A 21,202-nucleotide genomic window follows, 5' to 3' on the forward strand; every position below is an offset into this window, starting at 1 on the left:
GATTGAATTCGGATGTCCATCACCGTTGGGTTGGGCTGTAACTTCGGATGTGCACCAATTCTCCTGCTGGTTGATTTCCGCTGCAGGCACTCGCTTTCCGCGGGCATCGGAAACCTTACTTGCTGTTAACTGAGAAGGAATTTTGCACATTGCGAAACAATTAGATTGTGGGGTTAAACCACAAGGACCATTATCAAGGCCAAAGTGATTAGATTAAAAGCGCTGAAACTACACTTCTTTTTCTTCTTCCTTGCCTTTTACCATCTGATAAATGGCAAGGGTAATTGGCAATTTGATCTTTAATGCCTCGGCTTTCTCGAGTATAAATCCAAGAATACTGTCAATTTCAGTTTCCGTATGGTGATCCAAGTCTTTTAACATGGAAGATCTGTTTTTTGCTGTTTTTTTGCAAATTGCTGTGATTTCGTTTAGCATTTCATTCTTGTCAATTCCAGGAAATACAGGCACTATTTCATTAAATAACTCCAAATAAAGATGATAATAATGCTTATTGGCAATGAGTTCGCCATTTGGTACATTCAATATGGCTGTCAAAGGATTTATAAGTGCATTGACAAGGAGCTTCCGTACAAGCATAGTGTTAAAATCACGTTCAAAATGAAAGCAGAAATTCCGCTGTTCTATAGAAAGTAATTCTTCAAGGGTTTTTTTGTTCCCTTTATAAAGAGCTACATTGGTTTTTCCAATTCCGTTATGTGAAACTTCAGCCGGAGCCATTCTCAGGGCACCATGTTCAACTGTTCCTACAAATATATTTTTCTGCGGCAATCCATCAATAAATTTCAAATGCCCCATACCATTTTGCAAAAATAGTAAAGGAATATCTTCTGGTAATCCCTTAAGGTTCACCTCTATATCTTGCAGGTGGTAGTGTTTCACCGTAATGATAATCAGATCCTGCCTATCAAGGTCTTTAAAATCATGAGAAGCCTCTATATGACCTTTAAAAGAAGGCTTACCATCCACTAACACGCTAACCCCTTTCTCTTTTAAATCAATCGCTTGTCCTTCAGTCCTCGTAAACAAAGTAACCTTGTTTTTCCTGCTTAAGTAAGCACCAAATAACAGGCCGATTGATCCTCCACCTATTACACCAATTTTCATATGATCCCTCTATTTATCAACTTTGATATATGCCAGTTCGTCCATATTGTTTAGGCTGATTATCATTATATGCAAAAGCAACAGAGCACAATAACAAAGCTTGGATTTTAATATGAGCGTACCTCTTTCAATGACTTCGGCTCCTTAAAGGAGCTGCCTCTTTCATATTTTAGCAAAAATGAATAAATCCATAAAATTTTTTCTCACTTATAAGTAAAAACAACGAAAGCAGCACCTTTAAGGTTGCCGCTTTCGTTGTTTTTACACAGGATATACCGGGTGTTTTCTGGTGCTAAAATGAAGGTCCTTTGACTGATACATCTCAAAACGATTAGAAAGCACCTTCCTAAGATCGTTTGGAGCTACAATTTCATCAATAATTAACTCTGAAGCCAGCCTGTAAATATCAATTGATTCCTGATATTCTCTTTGCTTTTCTTGAACATAAGCAATTTTTTCTTTAGGATCTTCAATCGCCTCTATTTTATTTGAATAGACAGCATTAACCGCTGCTTCCGGCCCCATTACGGCAATTTGAGCTGTTGGCAAAGCAATACAGCAGTCGGGTTCAAAAGCCGGTCCTGCCATAGCATACAGTCCGGCCCCGTATGCTTTTCGCACAATTACAGATATTTTAGGCACAGTTGCTGAAGCCATAGCAGCAATAAATTTTGCACCATGGCGAATAATCCCTGCTCTTTCCACCTTGGTACCGACCATGAAGCCTGGTACATCAGCCAGAAATAATAAAGGAATGTGGTAAGCATCGCAAAGCTGAATAAACTTCGCTGCTTTGTCTGCCGAATCTACAAAGAGCACTCCGCCTTTTGTTTTAGGCTGATTGGCAATAATCCCTATTGCGCGCCCGTCTATTCGCGCAAAACCAGTAATCAGCTCCGGAGCAAACAGCTTTTTCATTTCAAAGAAAGATCCTTCATCGATTAATGCATCGATGCATTCATACATATTAAATGGTGCGTTTTGGTGCTTTGGTACAATTTCTTCTATGCTTCTTCCCTGCTTAGGCGCTACAGAAGAAACGATGTCCGTTTTCCCAGTGAAATTAGCTGGAAAATAAGCAAGATAGTCACGGGAAAGCGCAATGGCTTCTTCCTCCGATTGAGCCAGTACATCCCCGCATCCGCTGACTGTGCAATGCATTCTGGCTCCGCCCATTTCTTCAAGGGTTACTTTTTCTCCAATTACTTTCTCAGCCATGCGTGGGGATCCCAGATACATAGAGGCATTCTTATCAACCATGATAACAATATCACAAAATGCCGGAATATAGGCCCCGCCTGCTGCAGAAGGACCAAATAACAAACAGATTTGCGGAAGCATGCCTGAAAGCTTTACCTGATTATAAAATATTCTTCCTGCGCCTCTTCGGTTAGGAAACATTTCTAATTGATCGGTAATCCTTGCTCCTGCAGAATCTACTAAATAAAAAAGAGGAACCTTTAACTTCTCAGCCGTTTCCTGGATACGGATAATTTTTTCAACTGTTCTGGCACCCCATGAGCCTGCTTTTATAGTAGAATCATTTGCCATTACACAAACAGTTTGGTCATGAACTTTCCCTATTGCCGTCACAACACCGTCTGCCGGCAAATTTTCGGCGAGTGCATTGGCAAATAGGCCATCCTCCTCATATTGGCCATTATCAAATAGAAGCTTAAGCCGATCGCGGACAAAAAGCTTATTCTGACTTTTTAATTTTTCATGGTATTTTTCTGGTCCGCCTTTTTTTATTTTCTCTCTGCGTTCATCTAGACTTTGATTAACTGATTGTGAAACAGACATGATTCTCTCCCCTTTCTTAACTTATTCGAATACGATCAAAACATCGTCTTCATTTACAAAATCACCAATGTTTACTCTTATCTCAGAAACTTTTCCGGGAAAAGCTGCTTCAATCGGAATTTCCATTTTCATGGATTCAAGCATTACAACGGTTTGACCCGCGCTGACTTCTTCTCCTGCGTTTACTAAAACATTTAATACCGTCCCTGCCATTGATGCTGTTATTTGATTCATGTTCAGTCCTCCAATTACTGTTTTATTTGATTGTTGACATGATTCCGGTTGTATAGTGACCTGACAAAAATTGATCATTTCGCAATATTCCCAAAAGGTACGGAAGATTCGTTTTTATCCCTCCTATGACTGTTCCCTCCAAAAAGGCGGATGCCTGTCGAATGCAGTCTGTCCGGCTATCAGCATATACCGTACACTTTGCAATCATAGGATCGTAAAAAGGCGTAACCTGAGAGCCTGACACATAACCGCTGTCGATTCGAACATTCTTTCCGCTTCCCCAATTCAATTCCTGAATCGTACCTGGTGATGGAAAAAATGTTTTAGGATCCTCTGCATAAATGCGGAATTCAATCGCATGCCCTTTAGAAAGGATTTGCTCCTGAGTTAACGGAAGTTTTTGCCCATCAGCTATTTGTATCTGCCAATCTACAAGGTCAAGCCCTGTAATTTCCTCTGTAACAGGATGTTCTACTTGAAGACGGGTGTTCATTTCAAGAAAATAAAAATTTTCCTGTTCATCCACAATGAATTCAACTGTTCCTGCGTTAATATAGTTGACGGCCTCACCCGCTTTGATAGCGGTTTCATACATTTTCGCTTGTGTCTCCAGCGAAAGATTCGGTGACCTTGATTCTTCTATAACTTTTTGGTTTCTTCTTTGAACAGAACAATTTCTTTCAAATAAATGAACGATATTTCCCTGCTGATCTCCAAATATTTGAACCTCTATGTGTCTTGCATGGTCAATACACTTTTCTAAAAATAACTCCTCAGATCCAAAATACGCTTTAGCACGATTTTTTGTGGAAGCATAATGTTGATTGAGCGCTTGTTCATTTTCACAGCGAACCATGCCAATCCCTCCGCCTCCTCCGCTTGCCTTCAGCATAACAGGGTACCCGATTTTCTCTGCAAAGGAAATGGCTTCTTCCAGTGACTTCAACCCTTCCTCATTACCGGGTACAACAGGTACTCCCGCAGCTTGCATCGTTTTTCGAGCCTCTATTTTATCTCCCATTTTTTCAATGGTTTTATAAGAAGGACCAATGAATTTCATTCCATTCTCCGTAACCTTTCTTGCAAAGAGGCTGTTCTCAGATAAAAGGCCATAGCCAGGATGAATGCCATCCACATTTTCCTTTAAGGCAATGTCAATAATTTCGTCCATGTTTAAATAAGAACGGTTTACAGGAGGCTCTCCGATACGGAAGGCTTGATCGGCTTCCTGTACAAAAGGCAGGGCTGCGTCCGCATCCGAAAAGATTGCTACGGTTTTAATTCCTTTCTGTCTGCAGGTTTTTATAATTCTCAGTGCAATTTCTCCCCGATTAGCAATTAAAATTTTCTTCAAAGCCATCCCCCATTTTTGAAACCAAAATTTTAAAAATATCCTTCAACTTATCTCTTTCTACAAAAAAACGTATAATCCTCCTTTTTTGAAACCGCTTCCCAAAAAAATCCGATGGGCATTCGGGATATTTCCAAGTACACGTAACACCTGTAAGAACATAGTTTCTTATTCACCAAAGATAAAGGAGGAGTTTGGCCATGGATCACTTAACTAACAAAGAAAGAGATATATCAGTTTTGCGAAATTACTGCTTCATAGCAACGAGGAAATCATTTAGGGTAAAATTTTGCACTATTAAATGATTTGACCTGCCATTACTATTACGGATGCAAAAAGGATAAGAGAAAGGTTCCCTTACCAAAAGGTGTTCATTTATTTCGCATAGTAGATGATGAATTAACAACACCAACTTACAACATTCTTCTTTCCTCCGAATAATGGAGATTCGCAACTGCATTTCTTACTTCAATTTAAAGGCTTTCAGTGTCTGATCCTACGTCCATTTAATGGCTGAATTTGACTTAAAGGACATCTCTGTAAAAAGGCTTCAACGTTTTGACTCATATTTATAAAGCATGCGAAAGATCACAATTAGCCATTTAGGATTCATTTCCCTTTTCCTTCATCACAGAGGAATCTATCTTTACGTGAAAATTGGAGCAAGCCTGCGGAGGATCAGGCAAGCGACTCTGATACAAATTATTTTATAGAAGCCAACCCATATTCTTAATATTGAATACACGAATGCTCTCTCGCCCTTGCAGAATTGCAGTATTTTGGACCTATTGAAAACTAAAGGAGGATACTATGCATTAACGGGTATACAGCATTCCAACCGCTGTTTTTTAAATCCTTTAACCATCTGTCCCGATTATTTGGAAGCGATAGATAACTAAAGGGGCTGGGAGGGGTTAGTTATTTAATGATTGGGGGTTTAACATAGCAGTAATTCATTAAGACTCCATTTTCGACACTAATCTAATCATCTTTCCTTTTGACCCTGTTTTAATTGTCACTGATCTTTAATGAAACTTGTAATTAATCGTTTTTAAATCGGCTAATGGTCCGATAGTAAAAATAATATCATTCATTTTTATCATTGGACCATTCGCCACCTTTTTCAAAAATCTCTTGTATGAAACCCTTTCTCTATGCAAGATACACTTTGGCAACCGTTGCTATTTACCCGCAAGTTGCCTTGCTTTTTCGAAAAAGGAAAGCAAAGAGTTATATTCCTTTTTCAAATTTTCATATTCCTCTTTTTGAATTTCAAAGTGGAGCTTTAGATCTTTATATGACTTTTCCCATTTTTCTTTTTCCTGTTGAAGATTTGCATTATGCTCCTCCAGCACAGAAGCTTCCTTTTCAGCTGTTAGTAAATTTTGCAAATAACTTACGACCTGACTAAGGGTCAATTCATCATTTCCTTTGGTTTCGCTGATTTCCTGAACAGTTTCAGACACTTTAGGCAATGGCACTTCTTCTAACTTTTCCACTGCTTTGAATTTTCTTTCTTTTCTTTGTTTTTTTGCGAGTTCAATCCCGGATTTATACTGTTTTCTAACATATGAATTCCAACGGAACCCGCATGCAGCAGCTGTTCGATTCATTTGCTTTCCAACTTCTTCAAATGCTTGAAGCTGTGTTCCGCCTTCTCTTATGTGCCTAAGTACAATTTCTGCCAGCAGCAAATCTTCATCATGTGTCCAAGCGTCTTGTCGAGTAGATGACATTTCTATCCCTCCCAGCTTTTTATTTCATACATATGCTGGTGGTAGAAAAGATAGACTATTTATAGATTTAGCTCTGTTAAATTTCTAGGCTCCTTCACACGAATGAGCTAAAAGACAACAGATTCCTTTAACAAAGCCATAGATTTAGAAATGAATACCCCGTATCACCAATTATTTTATCCTTTATTTACCTGTTCTGAATCTCGAAACTGCTTCATGATGAACAGGCTTTTCCCATAAAACGGCGCATTGTCTGCTTTCTTCCAACATTCTTTCTTCAAGCTTTGTCTGCTTCCATTTGGAGACCAATTGCTTTTTATATGCCTTTAACACGTAGATGTCTGTTTTTAAAATACTGTCTAGAAAAGCCTCCTCCATCTCACCTGTCCAGTCCTCATAGATTTCCTGTATAAAATCTATTTCTTTTAAGGTTCGAACATCGTACATTCTTGCCTCTGATAGAATTTTCAAAGCATGGGAACTAAGAATCCTTTCAAATAGTAAGGAAGCCCCTCCCCAGCCTGTAGTAATGGCAAGGGACCCCTGGATAAAGCCCAGCCGTATTCCTTTTTTGGCGATGCGGAAGTCGCAGGCAGCAGCAATTTCACAACCGCCTCCAACTGCAGTGCCGTTTAATACCGCTATTGTTGGTTTGTTAAGTGAGGCAATCCTATAAAGGACTTTACTCATTGTTGCAAGCATACCATAGGCTTGCTCTGCCGTAATTAATGCATGAAACTCATCTAAATCTCCGCCTGAACAAAACGCTTCCTCACCTGATCCGGTAAATGCCAATACCTTTACGCTGTCGTCTTTTTCAGCTTGCTCCAACACCTCTTCAAAACCTTTCATTATGTTGTAGTTTACGGCATTTCTTTTGTTCGGACGATTTATTTTAAATTGCAGTACACCCGATCTCTTAAGGGTAATCTCGTATTCACTCATCCTGCATCCTCCATCCCGTTTGTTCCTTAAGCTTTGTTGCAATTTGTTCTTAAAAGGTTGTTTTCGCATAGATTGTTGCTTTACGTCAAAGGATCATTCCGTAGTGTTGTCTGTCTTCGCGGCATCTTTTCGTAATATGTAAAGTTATATAAAAAAAGCGTGAAGAGCCATGGTCTCTTCACACTTTTTCGCGGTAGTAAAGGCTCTGAATCGCCTTTGCTATTAGTTATTTACAACGTCCTTGCCTTTATATGTTCCACACGCTTTACATACGCGGTGTGCAAGTTTCATTTCACCACAGTTAGGGCATTCTACCATGCCAGGAACGTGTAATTTGAAATGTGTACGGCGTTTTCTTTTCGCTGTTTTGGATGTTCTTCTAAAAGGTACAGCCATTCTTCCCACCTCCTTAAAGAGATCACTTTAAGTGTTATAAGATCCAGCATGCTGGTCTTTAATATCGGCTTTGATCAAACTAATATTTTGTTACTAGTTTTAAAGAGCCGGTGATCTTAGCATAAAGCATTTTTCATTTTTTTTCATCAAAGAATTTTGCAAGCTCGGCAAGCCTTGGATCAATTTTTTTTTCACCCTCTGCTTCTTCCCTCTTGACCTGGTCTTCTGTTAAGACTTCCCAGTCCTTTCCGGAAGGCATATGGTCATCGTCCGCTTGCTTACTAAATACCTGCATTGGTATTTCCAATAGGACAATTTCTTTGATGATCGGGTCCAGATCTACCACATCTCCAACAGGTAAATGAAACTCATCATCTTCCATCTCTTCTGCATGTTCCTGCGGTTTCAGATAAAAGATTTCTGTTGTATCGACATCAATGGGGAAATCCACATCGACAAGTGTTCTGGCACACGGCAAAACCAGTTTTCCTGTTAAATGAAGCTGGAAGGTAACCTTTTCCGATGTAATACTGGCTGTTCCAGTTACAAGGAAAGGTGTTGCATCCCTGATTTGCGGGTCCTGCTTTTTAAGTTCTCCCGTTAAATCAACACTTTCATTTAATTCTAAACTCTTGCCGCGAAATTTTTGCAGTTGAATGATAGACCATTTCAAGTGAAATCACCTCAAGACAACAAAGGTAATTATAGTTTTATTTATACCTTTTGTCAATATTTTTTCTTTACAGTTTCAATATCCATTATGTCCAAAATATCCATGGATATCAACTATTCTAGCTCTTCATTTCGAAAATATCGATAAATATTGTTCTAGTAGGTATAATGAAGGAACGAAGATGAGGAAATAAGAGCTGGCTTGCATGAATAGTGCTATTATTTCCTTTGCTTTTTTTCTGATCATTATTTACGACCTAACAAAAAACAGATAGCACGTACATCATTGTAAAATTTTGTAAAAAGAGGTGATGCAGGTGGACAGTACAGGAGTTGTAGTGGAATATAACCCCTTTCATAATGGACATGATTATCACTTTCGCCAGGCTCGAAAGCTATCCGGTGCTGATGTAGTTATTGCTGTAATGAGCGGTAATTTTCTTCAGCGAGGGGAGCCTGCTATTGTGTCTAAATGGGCGAGAGCTGAGATGGCCCTAAATGCAGGCGTGGATCTGGTTGTAGAACTTCCCTATGCATTTGCTGTACAACATGCTGATATCTTTGCCAGGGGAGCCATTGGAATTCTGGGGGAGCTTCGGTGTCAAAGCTTTTGTTTTGGAAGTGAATCAGGGGAAATAAAAGACTTTGAAGCATCCTTAAATTTAGTTAAAATGCACAAAGCAGCCTATAATATGCAGGTACAGACTCTTTTAAAAACAGGAATGAGCTATCCACAGGCTATGGCTGAAAGCTTCAGTAATCTTGATCCTCGAGGTACATATGTTGATTTATCAAAGCCAAATAATATACTCGGATTTCAATACCTGCAAGCAAACCATAATCTTCTTCACCCTATGGCACCCCTAACTATTTCGAGAAAAAATGCAAACTACCATGATAAAAGCCTGTCATCTGAGTCAATTGCAAGTGCAACAGCAATAAGAAAGGCTTTATTTGAGGGAACATTGGATTTTGCCAAAACAAAGGCCTATCTACCTTCTTTCTCCACAACAGGGTTAATAGAGTATGAAAAAAGCTTTGGGCTGCTTCATAGCTGGGAAAAGTACTGGTCATACCTGCAATACCAATTACTAACTCTCGAGCCAAATGAACTTAATTCCATTTATGAACTCGAGGAAGGAATTGAGTTTCGCCTCAAACGGGCTGCGGAGGAATCGGAAAGCTTCGAGGCTTTTATGAATAAAGTGAAAACGAAACGATATACCTGGACACGTATTCAGCGAATGTGCGTACATATTCTTACTCATTCAAAAAAGAAAGAAGTAGTTGAACGCAGCAGGGCTCCAGAATATATCCGCCTGCTTGGAATGAATCAAAAAGGGCGGGAGTATTTAAATAAAGTAAAGAAAGAATTATCCTTACCTCTTGTTTCAAGGCTCGCGGCAATATCACCGGAACTTACGCGGCTCGATGTAAAGTCATCTTTAGTGTATGCACATGTTTTATCTGAACCGGCAAGACAAAGGCTTTTAAAAATGGAATACGCACAGCCGCCTCTCTTCCGGTAATCTGTTTGAACGTGCATGCTCCTTGCTCTTCGGCGTACGGATTTCATAGTCTTAGACTGATATGAAGGAAACACAGCGAGGCCCTTCACGAGCTGATGTTGACTTATCAAAGGGAGAGGATGTAGAAATCCGCTATCCTATAGACGCTGGAGCTAGACACAGACTATGGGCTTTGTAAAAGTACTCTGTTGTTTTTCAGCTCATTCGTGTGAAACGATCGTTTAACACGAATGAGCTGAAAACCTAGCAGTTTTCAATATAGAGTTTAAACAGAACTCTTCTATAAAAAAAACTCTCTATAAACAGGAGGCCGCAAAAAATTTTTCGCGGCCTCCTGTTATTTATTTAGCTTTTAATCCATTCAGATAATTTAATGCATCATCAAAAGTTTTTACAGGGACAATTTTCATTTTCGTACCAATTTCTCTCGCTGCTTTTAAAGCTTCCTGGTAGTTGGATTGGATTCCAGGTTCTTCTTTTTTCATATCAGGCGTGATTTCATCATTAGGAGCAAAAAAGATTTCTGCTCCCTCTTTATCTGCAGCCACTACTTTCTTATCGATGCCACCAATTCTCCCCACTTCGCCATCAGGAGCAATTTCCCCGGTACCTGCTATTTGATACCCTTTTGTTAAATCCTGTTTGGTTAACTGATTGTAAATTTCAAGCGAAAACATAAGTCCTGCAGAAGGCCCGCCTATATTATCCGTCTTCACCGTTACAGGAGGCGAAGTAATCAGATCACGGTCGTCAACCAGGCCAATTCCTATTCCCACTTTTCCTTTTGGCTTCTTAAACTCTGCCAGTTTGATATCCGCACTATTTTCTTTTCCGTCGCGAATATACGATATACGTATGGACTGACCGACTTTTTTCCCTCCGACATACTTTATAAACTGTGCAGATGACTCAAAACGATGTCCATCTACCTCAGTAATTTGGTCTCCCGCATTCAATGCTTTTGCTGCTGGCATGCTTGGATCAACACTTAACACATAAACACCTTTATAGTTGAAATGATAGGGTTTATGGGCTTTACTGTACGCAACCTGAATAGCAGTATGCTTTGAGTTATCCATTAAATAAAGCTGGTAAACATTATATTCTTCTTCCGTTTGGTCTTTAGGCATTATCTGATCCAGCGGAAGTACATCCTCGTGTTTGCTCATCTTAGCCAAAACATAGGAATAAATATTGGCTGGCCCCAGCCTCACGGTCGTAAGCATAAAGTTCCCTTTTTCTTTATATCCGTTTTCCACCTTTACAATTGGTGCCAGCTTTTCAGCGCTGCCCGGAGATTCCACATAATAAGGCAAATGGTAAAAAGACGCAGCAAATAAAATAATGACAACAATGAACGTAATACGCAGCCATATCTTCTTTTTTTTCATTTTGAATTTTGCACCTTCCATTCCTCAATTACACGCATAATATCAGGTAAGCGTTTTTCCGCTTCCTCTTCTCCTATCTTAATGATTTCTTCAGTATTTGTAAAAGCTATTGAACTAAACTTTTCGAGATCAGGCTGAATCATTATATCATGGTTTTTTTCACGGCTCGCTTCCATTTCCCATTGAAGGATATCTATACTCTGCATAATAACATCATAAATGTTCGAGATTTCAGCATCCCGTTTAACACCAGACACATCCACACCAATAACAATGTCTGCCCCAAGCTCCTTTGCCACTGTAACAGGAACCCGTTCGATCACCCCTCCATCTACCAGCAGCCTTCCGCCAACTTTTTCAGGAATAAATATACCGGGAATAGAAATGCTTGCTCTTACTGCTTCGGCAATGGGGCCCTCTCTAAACACTACTTTTTCACCTGTTTTTAAATCTGTTGCCACTATCGCAATCGGTACTTTTAATTCTTCTATTCTTTTATTATGGGTAAAAACCCTGACAAACTCCTTGACTCTTTTACCCGATATAAAACCCATTTTTGGAACAGTAAAATCCAAGAAATATTTTCGTTTAAACGCGGCCGCAACTTTAACAAGTCTTTCAATGTCCTGGCCTGTACAATATATCGCACCCACCAATGCACCCATACTGCTGCCAGCTATATAATCAACGGGGATGCTATGAGCCTCAAGGGCCTTTAAAACACCCAAATGTGCAAATCCCCTGGCTCCTCCTGATCCCAGGGCTATTCCTACTTTGGGATTAACCAAGCTGAGTCCTCCTATTCTCTTATAATATCTTCCTGTCATTAAGATGGACGGTATATTTTATGGTCTAAAATCAATTTCTATGAGTATATTGATTTATGGGGACAAGGCTTTTGTAAATAAGCACCTCTGCTTTTAAGAACAGCGCAAGCACCTTGCTCAATGCTCCATTGCATTCCAAGTGGTAATTCACCAAATCTCTGTCAAAAAGCCAGTTTACTTTTTTAGGGAGGAACAGACATTGATTCGATCTAAATTTAAAACTCTTTTTTTAGCCGTCTGTGTAACCATGATGGCCCTCTCAATGATCGTTCTGCCTGAAGAATCCTTTGAGGCTTCCATCAGGGGATTAAATATGTGGTGGGAAATCGTTTTCCCTTCTCTCTTTCCGTTCTTTGTAATTTCAGAGATGCTTATTGGCTTTGGGGTAGTAAAGTTTATTGGAGTAATGCTGGAGCCGCTTATGAGACCCTTATTTCGGGTTCCGGGAGTTGGAGGTTTTGCCTGGGCGATGGGACTGGCTTCAGGGAATCCAGCCGGGGCGAAGCTTACTTCAAGACTTCGCCAGGAAAAGCAAATTACTTTAATTGAAGCAGAAAGGCTTGTTGCCTTTACGAATTCATCCAGTCCTTTGTTTATATTTGGAGCTGTTGCTGTTGGATTTTTTCATAATGCAAATCTCGGAATTGTCTTGGCTATCTCCCACTATCTTGGCAATGTATTAGTAGGAATAATGATGCGCTTTTATGGCTATTCACCAAAAGAGACCTTTAAGCAAGGGAGAAAGAAAATTCCAATCATGGCAGCCTTGCGAGCTTTACATAAAACAAGGATCCAGGATAAACGACCGATTGGAAAACTCTTGGGTGATGCAGTAACCTCCTCCATACAAACACTTTTGATGATTGGCGGATTTATTATCTTGTTTTCGGTTATAAACAAGCTATTATTCGTCTTGAATATTACTTCATTCCTTGCATCGATTATTGGAAAGGTCTTTGTTATTCTCCATTTACCGTCACTGCTTACTATTCCTTTTATATCAGGCTTATTTGAAATTACATTAGGCTCTAAGCTGGTCAGCCAGGTTCAGGAGTCAACATTGCTTCAACAATCAATCGTTACCGGCTTTATATTAGCATTTGGTGGTTTTAGCGTCCAAGCACAGGTTGCAAGCATACTCGCACAAACTGACATTCGCTTTAAGCCATTCTTCTTTGCCAGGATCATGCATGGAATCTTCGCTTCAATTATAACACTTCTGATATGGAAACCCGTTTATATTAACTGGCTGCAGCATGGGCATTTCTCAGCCCCTGCATTTTCCATGGGAAGACATACGAAAAATTGGTGGGAACTTTATACGGCAAGCTCCATACATTATGGTCCTCTTATAACCATATGGGCTCTCGCATTCTATGTTTTTATTCTATTAAGACAGCTCCCCTCTCATAGTTCCAAATAAAAATGACGATATCGCCGGGATATCGTCATTTTTGCTGTGTAACACACTTAACCTGCAGAAGTCCACCTATCATATCCATTGGAATAAAGTAAACACGACTGAAAACAAGTAAAGAATTATTTTTTCCCCAAATGAATCGCTGAGTACTTTAGTTTCAATGCTTCTTCCACCTGAGGAGGGACCAATTCAGAAATTTCGCCATTATATTTGGCAACCTCCTTCACAATGCTCGAGCTTAAAAACGAATACTGGCTATTCGTCATGATGAAGAAAGTCTCAATTCTTTCATTCAATACTCTGTTCATAGATGTTAGCTGCATTTCATATTCAAAATCCGACACCGCCCGCAGCCCTCGGATAATAGCATTCGCATTTTTACTTTCAGCGTAATCCACCAACAATCCTTGAAAGGTATCCACTTTTACATTTGGAATGGTTTTGGTCACCTCTTCAATAAGCTGCTTGCGTTCTTCTACATTAAATAACGGTTTTTTAGAGGAATTATTTAGAACTGCTACGTATACCTGATCAAATACCTTTGCCGCTCTCTTTAATATGTCGATATGACCGTATGTAATAGGGTCGAAGCTTCCGGGGCAAACCGCAATACTTCCCATACCTATATTTCCCCTTTCTCATCCCCAAGAATATAAATTGATAAACCAATAATGCCGTAGTTCTCACTTCTTTTTTTAAAGAAACTCCCTACCCTTTCAGGCAATTGCAGCCCTGAATCATGTTCACAGAGGATGAAACCGTTATCATTTAACAGTTTCTCATCATTCATGACTTGTAATAATTCAACCAGCCTTTGTTTTTTATAGGGCGGGTCAAGAAATATGGCATCAAACGTAATATCGCGCTTTATGATTGCTTTTAACGCCCTATCAGATTCATTTCGATACACTTCACTATATTCTTCAAACCCACAAGTTTGGATATTGGATTTAATGGTTTGAATGGCTTTAAAGTCACGATCAACAAAAATGACTTTATCCAGCCCCCTGCTGATGGCTTCTATCCCAAGCCCTCCGCTCCCAGCAAATAAATCCAGACCAATCCCTCCAGTAAAGTATGGGCCAACAATATTAAAAATAGCTTCTTTAACTTTGTCGGTTGTAGGCCTTGTTTGGTTCCCGGGAACAGCCTTCAAATAAATTCCTTTACGGCTTCCAGAAATAACTCTCATTCGCTTCACCACAATAATTAGATTTTCCTACTTATCCTACCACACTTTACTCAGGATAGAAAATATTTTCTTAATTTCGCTCTATTTGCTTTCTAAATGTATATTATTAACCCTAATGGCCATACTGAGGTTAGCAACACCATTTTGGATGTTGTTGCCAACCGCGGAGAAGACTTACGTTTCCCCATAAGTTCTTCCTCCGGTTTCTCCTCTCCCTTTGCCTTCTTTCCTTTACATAGGGATATAGAAGGACCCTGCAGTTTTTATCTGCAGGGTTTTTTATTTTTAGTCAACATGCAGGGTTCTTGATTATAGTTCCAATCAACAGAGCAATAACCACAAAGATTCCACCGTAAACAAATTTCAATATTTAAAGCATTATAAGCTTCTCACATAGTAAGGTTAATGATACATTATATTATAGTCATATAGGCACCATCAAATTATGTAAAAATTTTAGAAAAGAGGATCGAGTATGCTTCAACGATTTATTGAATTAGGAGAGGGCTATTCAGACATATATGAATTAATTGAATTAGCCAGAAGCAATCAGCATAGGGTGTCATCCTTGCTTGCATTTCACTCTTCTATTAAAGAAAAGTCACAAACATCTTTATGTGTCATTTTGAAACCTGCAGGCACAGGAGATTTTCAGCCGCTATACATATGCCGTGAAGGCATCCCTAACCCTCATACTATGCCTACGAAACGCTTTGAGATTTTTGAAAATCTTGGCAGAGAGCTGGGGAAAGCGATTGTAGAATTAGATGTAAAGCCATCTGTCCACTTTGCGGAAAAAGAACTATTTTACCAGTATTTAATTGGAATTTTGCGCCTTAATCATTTTATAGCTCCACTGCAATAAGCTTTTAACAATGACTCAGATTAAAAGGGGCACTTTATGAACGATTAACGCCTTCAGAACATAATGAAAGACCAGGTATATGAATACCCGGTCTATTTTCATTTTTTATGTAAAGGCTCTCTGTTAATCTTACCTGTTGAATTCTGATGCAGGCACTCATTTTTCCGAGGGCGTACTGCCTCAAATAATGGTTGATTTGCTGGATATGTTTACTTAAATCCCTATCTTATAATCATATTCTTTTGCCTTATCAGGTTTAGAATTTTCATATTCCGTTTTTAAGAATGGTTTCAAAGATGGCTCAACCCTTTTAACAAAAGACATCGATGAAAATTTTTCCTGTAATGCTTCTATCTCATCTTGATTGCAGTATAATACGACATATTTCATTTTTTTTGATACATAGTGTACATTCCCAAAACGCCTAAGTGTTTTAGCATGCTTTAAATTGTATAACCAGACAATGAGCCCTTGTCTCTCAACAAACATACATTCTTCCCCTTATTTTTGCTTAATGGCTTTTTACCTAGATCATGATTTTTTTATACTACAACACGAATGCATTACCCAAGGACAACAATGCAGAAAGAGTATCCTGTACATAAATGATTCTTATCTTATCATATCTCCGCTCTTTTCCACAATAGCAAGATGTTACCAAGTAAAAAAGAATAGAAATCCATAGCAAAAGCGCAAGCATCTTGTTCATCGGCGTAAGGATTTCGTAGTCTTCGACTGAGATAATGGGAAACACAGCGAGGTCGTTCACGAGCTGATGTTGACATATCATACAGAAAGAGACATAGTAATCCGCGAAGCTATAGGGCGCTGGAGCTGGACAGAGAATATAATGGGTTGAATAATTGACTTATACTTATCCTCAAAAAAAGGAATACACATGTATTCCTCCTTTATGCTGAACAGCTGCAGCCCCCACCAGAACCGCAGCCCCCGCTGCAGCTGGAGCCTGTTTCAAAGAAAGGATTCCCTGAAGGAACCTTGATTTGTTCCGAAACAGCTTGGCCCACAATTCTGCTAATCTCATCAAGCATGGATTGCAAGGCTGTTTCCGCCCTTCGAAAACCTGCCACATTTTCGTCAAGATCCATTTCTCTCTTAGCTTCCCTCACTTCTTTATTAATGAGCGAATAATCAGGATGATATCTGCCAAATCTTTGAACATCCTCATACTGTTCTTTTAATTTAACAAATTTACTAATCCTTATTTGGGACTGTGTATTATTCTTTAATTTATAATAAAATCTGCGATACTCTTCTGCTTCTTCAGATTGTAAAACCATATTAGCCAGCTCTTTTGTTTCATCCAGAATTTCCAGCCTTTCAATAGTTGCAAGCACAGTGCTCACCTCCAACCATATTTTATCACGTTTTAGATTTGATAGCGAATATTCTCCTCTTAATCATAAGGGATTTATACTAATTTAATCTTTCGCTTCTCCCTCATTTTTAGGATATGGTTACATAAAAGTTCCGGCTGATCCCGAAACTTTTATTTTTTTGGTTATATATTTCAACCTTAACCAGGTGAGACCCTCTTGGAACATCTTTCATAATAAAAGCTGCCGTGTGATATTCCGCTTTTCTAAATCCATCAATAAAAACAACAATCTTGCCTCTTCTTGCCCCTTTTGTTGCACCAGTAAACGAAACACCAGGTACCATGCATTCTACAAAAACATCGTTTTCCTGGACAATATGGCGGATGATTGTTTGTTCCTTTGCTGTTTTAAGCGAAACATTATGGGATGCGTCTGCATGAAAAATTCCGGGAAAGCTGCTTAGAATACCACCGCTTACAAGAACAGCACTTAAAGTATATATAATCCACTTTTTCAAATTTATCACTCCTTAGTACTATATAAATTGCAATTAGTTTTTACTTATAACATGGCTGTTAATTTCCGCTGCAGGCACTCGCTTTCCGTGGAACAGACAGGGATTGCTCTTGTAGCGCCTGCCTTTGCCTGCTTGTCCCGCAGAAGCCTCGTACCTTCCGCTCCAATCATCAGAGTAAAAACTTAAATTCAACATATATAGCTTTTGCAAATTTAGTAAATTTACTCAAAAAAAGAACACATTTTTCAAATGTGTCTTCATCATGAAAAATAGATTATTAACTTTTCGTTGTTAAATTCATCAAAATGGTAGTAAAGAATTATTTGTGTTGAGGCTTCAAAATGACACAGGAAATGAGGTTACGAAATTCTAAGAAATACGGTTCTACCAATAATCCATGAGACCTTTAAAAATTAGCTCTGTTAAAGGACGCTGTTGTTTAATAGCTCATTCGTGTGAAAAGGCGGTTTCACTCGCTAAAAAAACGAACAGTTATCAATATAGGAATTTAACAGAGCCTAAAAATTAATATTTTGAAGCATGCTCATCATCATGGAGGCCATCTGGAGATTATTATAAAATTTATCTACTCTGTGAGGAATGGTCCTCTCATAGTAATTTAAAGATGCAATTTCGAATTGTTCCAGGTCTTCCGGATGCCGGCTAAGCCTTCTATACCAGGCAGGCTGTTCCCGGATAAATTGTTTTAATTCATTTTTGGAATAGATATATTCCAGAACTTCAGCTCTCAGGATCATTCCTCCTCTCTTTTAATCTTTTCGGAATGAAAATGGATTTTTTACTTCAGGTGCTGAAGAAGCCCCTCCTTTCGATTGCGCCCCTTGAAATTGCGAAATCACTCCCTGTATTGCTCCGATTGCCTCACTTAAGCTATTCACATGATGCTGAACCTGATTTGCATCGAGCCTTTGGATAAGAGATCCTATTTGCGACATCCATTTTCCACTTGTACTATTATTTGTATCTTCTTTCGTTTCTACTGAAGTCGACTCATCCTTGTATGCATCCCACCGAGGATCTTCTTCACCCAATAAGTACCAGTCTTCATACAATTCCTGTAATGTATGATCTCCACGCCGTACATCCTCCAATAGCCTGGGACGTGCCTTAGCAAAGGCTTTAAATTCTTCAATGGACGGGTGGAGCTTTTTATTTGCCATGATACTCACCTCTTAATCTTGCCTTTTGCCTATAATAAAATATGAAGTTCTCATGAAATGGTGAAAAGTTTTCAGCAAACTCCTTATCTGGTACGATAAAGGAAGTGACATAGAAGAGTGAGGGGAATTATATGAAGGAAACCATCCGGGAATTATTTAACCAAAGCCTTGAAAACGCAGATACAGAGGATGTAAAGGTACTCGAGCAGCTGCTTAAAGGATTTTTAAACAGCAAAAAGAATTCTGAAAGACCATTGATCAGCCATCTCCTTAATATGGAGAAAACAGTTGATGCTGAAACCAGTTATATTACAACTCCTATAAACTCTATAACAGATAATTCTTTTCGAATTGTTCACGGCGGAATAACAGCAACTGTAATGGATACAGCAATGGGGATTCTTGCAAATCAACTTCTTCCTGAGGGGTATAGTGCGGTCACTTCGAATATGAACATCCATTACATTGCTCCAGGTATTGGAGAAAAAGTAAAGGCATCTGCAAAATTAATTCATAAAGGCTCAAATACCCTTGTAATGGAAGGATCCGTCTTTAGGGATGACGGAAAACAAATTGCCCATGGAACAGGCACATTTTTTATTGTCCCTCCGAATGACGGACGGAAAATTTAGTCTAAAACTTTGCTACAATGACACTTTATCAGGATACTGACTCCTTCTCTAGCGACAGCCATTCATGCAATAAAAGCCATAATGCAAACTGTGTTTGTAATTGATAAAAGCCCAAACCCATGCTCATCGGCTGCCCGATAGGCATTGGAGCTGGAGATAGACCACATTGGTTAAATGATTTATTTAATAAAGGCTGTTTTCGCATAGATTGTTGCTTTACATACAAAGGATCATGCCTTAATAAAAAACTTATCCTTTTAAAAAGAAGCAGCCTTCCAAATGGCTGCTTCTTCTCATTAACACAATTAGTTGCTGAATGATCTTAATTATTTTCAATAAAGTCCTGAGTAAAATAGTTTCTGTAAACACCAACCCCAAGATAATTATACTTGCTTTCCAATAATGCGGCTCTATGTTCTTCAGAATTTAACCAGCCTTCCATCGCTGCCGGACCATCCACATATTTTGCTGCAATATTTTCTCCTGCTACTTGATAGAAAACATCTGCTGTTTTTAATCTTTCTGAGAGATTACCGTACTTAGGTGAATCGTGTGAAAAGTACTTATTCAAATCCATATCCTCACTATGTAGATAAGCAATTTGGGAAAGTGTATCGTCCCATTTAAGAAGTTCAAGATTAAAGCGTCTACGAATAATGTTCGATAAATCAAATATTTGCATTTCGCTTCCCTTTTCAATTTCCTTCCATTCTAAAGCAGTTGGTGTTTTAGGAACAACTAATGGACCCACATATTTCATTTCGTAGGGTCTTTGTTTAATTAAGGTCTTTTTATCCATAAAGCGAATACTTGAAAGCTTCTCAGTAAATTTGTCTAACGAAAGTTCAGCATAGATATCACCTAATTGAACCAGGGGATGAATATTCAAATCCTCTTCGGACAATTCAAATTGGTAGGTCCCGCCATTATATTTTACTGTAATTTCTGTATTTAAGAGTATAGATGCAAAGATATCTTCAATCTTCTCACCGATACTAAATGGGTACACAGATACTTTCTGACCAATTGCAAATATGGTAACAACCCTGCCATCCTCGACTCCTGCCTGGAAATATGTTTTATTATCCTTTTTATAGATCCACCAATCATAATCATAGGCAGATGGATCAATTCTTGCGGGCTTTCCATAATCTTTTATCAATTGAGATGTTTTTTTGCCAATTAAAGTAGAAATGCCCTTAACCGGGCGATGGGACTGATTCTGCTTACCTGTATTCTGAGTGTGGATAGAGTGATTTAATGTATGATTAATTGATTTATCTTCATTTAAATTAACATCGGGTTCTTCTGGTTTAAAGAAGAAGTATAAACTGGAGATAAATGCAACAATGAGTGCAACCAGTATTTTAAAAAGAATCTTCAGTACCACCACTCCTCTTACATTCAAGCTTTTACTAAATAATATTATAGCATTTAATTGTTAGGTATAAAAAAAGAAATTACTCCTTTTGCAGTTGTATATATGAAGGATAAATGCTTTTTTATCATCTTTTAGCACAAAAAACAGCAAGATAACAGCTTCTTATTTATTTCCTACTTTATCCTAATATAATCAAAAATCATGTATTCTTTCAAAATCTATGATTTAGTATGATAACGAATAATTCTCTTTTCCTATTTTAAGCCTGATTTTTTTGAAGGGTAGTCAAAAAGATTTAGTGGTCATTATGTTGATGGCAAACACTCAATTTCCATGTTGAACTTTTAATAAAAGGCTCTGTTAATCTTGTCTGTTGATCTCTGTTGCAGTCACTCGTTTCTCGCAGGCGGCAGGGTACACGCTTTTTTAAACTGGAGTCTCGTATATCAGCTCCAATTAAAATAGTTTTAAAATCAACGTTTTTCTTTAACAAAGACCACCATGGTAATCAAATCCGCAGCATAGCGCATGAAAATGTTTTCTTTCGCCTATACCTCCATGGTAATGATTACTACCAGAGTCTGTTTGACATGATTTTTCAAACTCGTAGCAGAATTATTTTCAGGCTAGCCTAATAAAAAGTTGTTTTCTTCATTTTTCAGCCG

Annotated in this window: 22 protein-coding genes; 4 read left to right on the forward strand and 18 right to left on the reverse strand. The window is 38.6% G+C overall.

Annotation, left to right across the window (positions count from 1 at the left end; all coding sequences use genetic code 11):
* Window positions 1-228: 228 nt before the first annotated feature.
* From A5N88_RS08515 to A5N88_RS08550, 8 genes are all read right to left on the reverse strand, one after another.
* A complete protein-coding gene (locus tag A5N88_RS08515) occupies window positions 229-1,125 on the reverse strand; it encodes a 2-dehydropantoate 2-reductase (protein ID WP_066264836.1) in 897 nt (298 codons plus the stop codon).
* 261 nt (window positions 1,126-1,386) lie between these two features.
* The gene (locus A5N88_RS08520; protein ID WP_066264837.1) at window positions 1,387-2,928 is read right to left on the reverse strand and encodes an acyl-CoA carboxylase subunit beta; all 1,542 of its coding nucleotides are present in this window, start codon (window positions 2,926-2,928) and stop codon (window positions 1,387-1,389) included.
* Between the two features lie 21 nt (window positions 2,929-2,949).
* Complete coding sequence (locus A5N88_RS08525) at window positions 2,950-3,162, reverse strand: biotin/lipoyl-binding carrier protein (protein ID WP_066264838.1); 213 nt, start codon at window positions 3,160-3,162, stop codon at window positions 2,950-2,952.
* A gap of 22 nt (window positions 3,163-3,184) precedes the next feature.
* Window positions 3,185-4,516, reverse strand: a complete 1,332-nt coding sequence (locus A5N88_RS08530) for an acetyl-CoA carboxylase biotin carboxylase subunit (protein WP_066264840.1) — start codon at window positions 4,514-4,516, stop codon at window positions 3,185-3,187.
* Between the two features lie 1,178 nt (window positions 4,517-5,694).
* A complete protein-coding gene (locus tag A5N88_RS26275) occupies window positions 5,695-6,249 on the reverse strand; it encodes an RsfA family transcriptional regulator (protein ID WP_066264841.1) in 555 nt (184 codons plus the stop codon).
* Between the two features lie 183 nt (window positions 6,250-6,432).
* A complete protein-coding gene (locus A5N88_RS08540; RefSeq protein WP_066264843.1) occupies window positions 6,433-7,194 on the reverse strand; it encodes an enoyl-CoA hydratase/isomerase family protein in 762 nt (253 codons plus the stop codon).
* 222 nt (window positions 7,195-7,416) lie between these two features.
* Window positions 7,417-7,590: a 50S ribosomal protein L32 gene (rpmF, locus tag A5N88_RS08545; RefSeq protein WP_066264844.1), complete on the reverse strand. Its 174-nt coding sequence runs from the start codon at window positions 7,588-7,590 to the stop codon at window positions 7,417-7,419.
* Window positions 7,591-7,723: 133 nt separating this feature from the next.
* Window positions 7,724-8,263 carry a YceD family protein gene (locus A5N88_RS08550; protein ID WP_066264845.1) on the reverse strand — a complete coding sequence of 180 codons (540 nt, stop codon included), beginning with the start codon at window positions 8,261-8,263 and terminating at the stop codon, window positions 7,724-7,726.
* Between the two features lie 316 nt (window positions 8,264-8,579).
* On the opposite strand from A5N88_RS08550, the gene A5N88_RS08555 reads away from it, so the two are divergent.
* The gene (locus tag A5N88_RS08555; protein WP_066264847.1) at window positions 8,580-9,791 is read left to right on the forward strand and encodes a nucleotidyltransferase; all 1,212 of its coding nucleotides are present in this window, start codon (window positions 8,580-8,582) and stop codon (window positions 9,789-9,791) included.
* Window positions 9,792-10,132: 341 nt separating this feature from the next.
* Here the strand turns inward: A5N88_RS08555 and A5N88_RS08560 are convergent, their stop codons facing one another.
* Both A5N88_RS08560 and A5N88_RS08565 read right to left on the reverse strand, forming a co-directional pair.
* Window positions 10,133-11,182 (reverse strand): SepM family pheromone-processing serine protease, encoded by a 1,050-nt coding sequence (locus tag A5N88_RS08560; RefSeq protein WP_066264849.1) that lies wholly within the window; start codon window positions 11,180-11,182, stop codon window positions 10,133-10,135.
* Window positions 11,179-11,970 (reverse strand): patatin-like phospholipase family protein, encoded by a 792-nt coding sequence (locus A5N88_RS08565; RefSeq protein WP_157090627.1) that lies wholly within the window; start codon window positions 11,968-11,970, stop codon window positions 11,179-11,181. The genes A5N88_RS08560 and A5N88_RS08565 overlap by 4 nt, the downstream gene beginning before the upstream one ends.
* Window positions 11,971-12,208: 238 nt before the next feature.
* On the opposite strand from A5N88_RS08565, the gene ylbJ reads away from it, so the two are divergent.
* A complete protein-coding gene (gene ylbJ / locus A5N88_RS08570; RefSeq protein WP_066264851.1) occupies window positions 12,209-13,432 on the forward strand; it encodes a sporulation integral membrane protein YlbJ in 1,224 nt (407 codons plus the stop codon).
* A gap of 116 nt (window positions 13,433-13,548) precedes the next feature.
* Here ylbJ and coaD read toward each other — a convergent pair whose 3' ends face one another.
* Both coaD and rsmD read right to left on the reverse strand, forming a co-directional pair.
* Window positions 13,549-14,049 (reverse strand): pantetheine-phosphate adenylyltransferase, encoded by a 501-nt coding sequence (coaD, locus tag A5N88_RS08575; protein WP_066264852.1) that lies wholly within the window; start codon window positions 14,047-14,049, stop codon window positions 13,549-13,551.
* Between the two features lie 2 nt (window positions 14,050-14,051).
* Window positions 14,052-14,621: a 16S rRNA (guanine(966)-N(2))-methyltransferase RsmD gene (rsmD, locus tag A5N88_RS08580; RefSeq protein WP_066264854.1), complete on the reverse strand. Its 570-nt coding sequence runs from the start codon at window positions 14,619-14,621 to the stop codon at window positions 14,052-14,054.
* A 475-nt stretch (window positions 14,622-15,096) separates the two neighbouring features.
* Between rsmD and A5N88_RS08585 the strand changes: the two genes are divergently transcribed.
* Window positions 15,097-15,486, forward strand: coding sequence for a DUF7147 family protein (locus A5N88_RS08585; RefSeq protein ID WP_066264855.1), 390 nt, complete (start codon window positions 15,097-15,099; stop codon window positions 15,484-15,486).
* A 213-nt stretch (window positions 15,487-15,699) separates the two neighbouring features.
* Here A5N88_RS08585 and A5N88_RS08590 read toward each other — a convergent pair whose 3' ends face one another.
* The 5 genes from A5N88_RS08590 to A5N88_RS08610 form a co-directional block, all read right to left on the reverse strand.
* The gene (locus A5N88_RS08590; RefSeq protein WP_066264856.1) at window positions 15,700-15,975 is read right to left on the reverse strand and encodes a YlbG family protein; all 276 of its coding nucleotides are present in this window, start codon (window positions 15,973-15,975) and stop codon (window positions 15,700-15,702) included.
* Window positions 15,976-16,397: 422 nt separating this feature from the next.
* On the reverse strand, window positions 16,398-16,844 hold the full coding sequence (locus A5N88_RS08595; protein WP_066264857.1) for a YlbF/YmcA family competence regulator: 447 nt from the start codon (window positions 16,842-16,844) through the stop codon (window positions 16,398-16,400).
* 109 nt (window positions 16,845-16,953) lie between these two features.
* A complete protein-coding gene (locus tag A5N88_RS08600) occupies window positions 16,954-17,343 on the reverse strand; it encodes a hypothetical protein (RefSeq protein ID WP_066264859.1) in 390 nt (129 codons plus the stop codon).
* A 518-nt stretch (window positions 17,344-17,861) separates the two neighbouring features.
* A complete protein-coding gene (locus tag A5N88_RS08605; RefSeq protein ID WP_066270375.1) occupies window positions 17,862-18,095 on the reverse strand; it encodes a YlbE-like family protein in 234 nt (77 codons plus the stop codon).
* A gap of 18 nt (window positions 18,096-18,113) precedes the next feature.
* Window positions 18,114-18,524 carry a YlbD family protein gene (locus tag A5N88_RS08610; protein ID WP_066264861.1) on the reverse strand — a complete coding sequence of 137 codons (411 nt, stop codon included), beginning with the start codon at window positions 18,522-18,524 and terminating at the stop codon, window positions 18,114-18,116.
* A 131-nt stretch (window positions 18,525-18,655) separates the two neighbouring features.
* On the opposite strand from A5N88_RS08610, the gene A5N88_RS08615 reads away from it, so the two are divergent.
* The gene (locus A5N88_RS08615; RefSeq protein ID WP_066264862.1) at window positions 18,656-19,156 is read left to right on the forward strand and encodes a PaaI family thioesterase; all 501 of its coding nucleotides are present in this window, start codon (window positions 18,656-18,658) and stop codon (window positions 19,154-19,156) included.
* A gap of 322 nt (window positions 19,157-19,478) precedes the next feature.
* Here A5N88_RS08615 and A5N88_RS08620 read toward each other — a convergent pair whose 3' ends face one another.
* A complete protein-coding gene (locus tag A5N88_RS08620) occupies window positions 19,479-20,549 on the reverse strand; it encodes a CAP domain-containing protein (protein WP_232317550.1) in 1,071 nt (356 codons plus the stop codon).
* Between the last annotated feature and the right edge of the window lie 653 nt (window positions 20,550-21,202).

The organism is Heyndrickxia acidicola (assembly GCF_001636425.1).
Classification (GTDB): Bacteria; Bacillota; Bacilli; order Bacillales; family Bacillaceae_C; genus Bacillus_AE; species Bacillus_AE acidicola.